Genomic DNA, 1999 nt, shown 5'->3' on the forward strand with positions numbered 1-1999 from the left:
CCTTGGCAATGCCTTCCGATTTCACCGGGATTTGCCGCCGCTTGTCGGCACGCACGCAATAGAGGTCGTTCGCCGTATCGCTGCCGTCGGCGATCAGCGCCGACGGCTCGATGTCGAGGGCGGCGGCGAGCGGCCAGATCACCTTGACGCGCAGCGAGGACATGCCGCGCTCGATCTGGCTCAATGCACCGATCGACACGCCGGCCTTTGCCGCAAGATCGGCCAGCGACAGCTTGCGCTCCAGCCGCAGCGCCCGCACCCGCCTGCCGACCCGCACATCGGCATCGTCCTTCGGCTTTTCAGCCGTTTCGTCCAGCATGTCCATGCGTTAGTCCTCGTTTGCTTTCCCTTCTCCCCTTGTGGGAGAAGGTGGATCGGCGCGCAGCGCCGAGACGGTTGAGGGGTGTTCCAGCGGAGTGAGACGCTGGTGTTCCCTGGAGCACCCCTCATCCGTCGCCTTCGGCGACACCTTCTCCCACAAGGGGAGAAGGGGGAGCTTTATCCCCCCGCCTTCACCTTCTCAAACATCTTGGCGAGGTCGTCATTCTGTTTCATCGGTCCGGTGAAGATGGTGGTCTTCAGCATCACCTCCGGGTCGGACGGCAGCTGCAATTTCTCCAGCTCCTCCTTCGGCACCGCCGCGAAGGCCGAACTGGTCGAGCTGCCATAGCCGTAGGCCTCGATCAGGTATTTGCCGGAATCCGTCTCCAGCCGGCTGTTGATGAAATCATAGGCGAGGTCGACATTCTTGGCGTCCTTGAGCATCACGAAGCCGCAGGCCCAGGTCAGCATGCCCTCCTTGGGCTTCATGAACTCGACCGGCACGCCCTGCTTCTTGAGCGAGGTGGCCGACGCGTTCCAGGTCATGGCGGCGACCAATTGGCCGCTGGCCAGCGCCTGTTCGACGGAGGTCATGTCGGTGGTGTAGTTGGAGAGCAGCGGGCGCTGCTCGCGCAGCTTCTCGGCCACCTTGTCCATTTGCTCCGGCGTCATGTCGAACGGATTGACGCCGGCGAGCAGCGCCGCCACGACAGGCGTGTCATGCACCGCGTCGATCGTCGCCATGCGACCGGCATACTGCTTGTCCCACAAAAGGTTCCAGCTCGCTTCCGGGTTCTTCACCAGATCGGTGCGGTAGAGGATCGAGGTGTTGCCCCAGTCCCACGGCACCATCCAGACCTTGCCGTCGCCAGCCTGCAGGTCTGGCAGGTTCTTGAACACCGGGAAGATCGAGTCCCAGTTCTTGATGCGCTTGGTGTCGATCGGCTGCAGCAGGCCTTCCTTGTTCCAGCGCGCCACCTTGTCATAGCAGGGATGCGCAATGTCGGGTCGGAAGCCGGCCTTGACCTTGGTGAAGGCGTCATCGTCGTCACCGAAGATCGAGGCCTCGACGCCATCGGGATGCGCGGCAAGGAAGCTCTTGTTGAAGTCGGGCAGTTCATAGCCCGACCAGGTGAAATATTGCAGTTTGTCGCCGGCGAAAGCGACGGTCGACGACAGCGCCAGCGCGAACGCCGTCAATCCAGCGCAAACAGTCTTTGCAGAGATCGATTTCAGGTCGAATGCCATTGCAGTTCTCCTCTCTTGGTTTGTTTTGGTTGTGATGGATCCGCAGGCTTTGGCGCCGTGGCGGACAAGCCGCGATGGCGCAGGATTTCAGCTGCTGCAGCGATGACGAAGGACACCGCCAGGATCGAAGTGCCCAGTGCCATCACCGTCGGCAGCGACCGGGGAAAACGCAGCTGGCTCCAGATGTAGAGCGGCAGCGTCGGCTCGGTGCCGGCCAGGAAGAACACGACGATGAATTCATCGAAGGAGATCAGGAAGGCCAGCATGAATGCCGAGACGATGGCCGGCAGGCTGAGCGGCAGCATGACCCGCCGGAAGGTCGTCCAGTCGGAGGCGCCGAGATCGAGTGACGCCTCGCGAATGGTTTTCGGGATGGCGGCGAAGCGGCTGCGCATGATCACCACGGTCGTCGGCAGCGCCACCAATATAT

At 62.2% G+C, this 1999-nt stretch carries 3 protein-coding genes; all 3 read right to left on the minus strand.

The window, feature by feature from the left end:
• Window positions 1-325, minus strand: a 325-nt coding sequence (locus EN879_RS33590; RefSeq protein WP_164774751.1) for a helix-turn-helix transcriptional regulator, incomplete at its 3' end; no start/stop codon positions are given.
• Window positions 326-498: 173 nt separating this feature from the next.
• The gene (locus tag EN879_RS33595) at window positions 499-1569 is read right to left on the minus strand and encodes an ABC transporter substrate-binding protein (RefSeq protein ID WP_024502621.1); all 1071 of its coding nucleotides are present in this window, start codon (window positions 1567-1569) and stop codon (window positions 499-501) included.
• Window positions 1554-1999 (minus strand): ABC transporter permease subunit (locus EN879_RS33600; RefSeq protein WP_127274590.1); only part of this gene is annotated, 446 nt, incomplete at its 5' end. The genes EN879_RS33595 and EN879_RS33600, both read right to left, overlap by 16 nt.

Source organism: Mesorhizobium sp. M7A.F.Ca.AU.002.02.1.1, from assembly GCF_003998535.1.
GTDB classification, from domain to species: domain Bacteria; phylum Pseudomonadota; class Alphaproteobacteria; order Rhizobiales; family Rhizobiaceae; genus Mesorhizobium; species Mesorhizobium ciceri.

Bases quoted from the DNA above. Each gene is read 5' to 3' on its own strand.
- EN879_RS33595 (WP_024502621.1), bottom strand. From the start codon at position 1,569: ATGGCATTCGACCTGAAATCGATCTCTGCAAAGACTGTTTGCGCTGGA.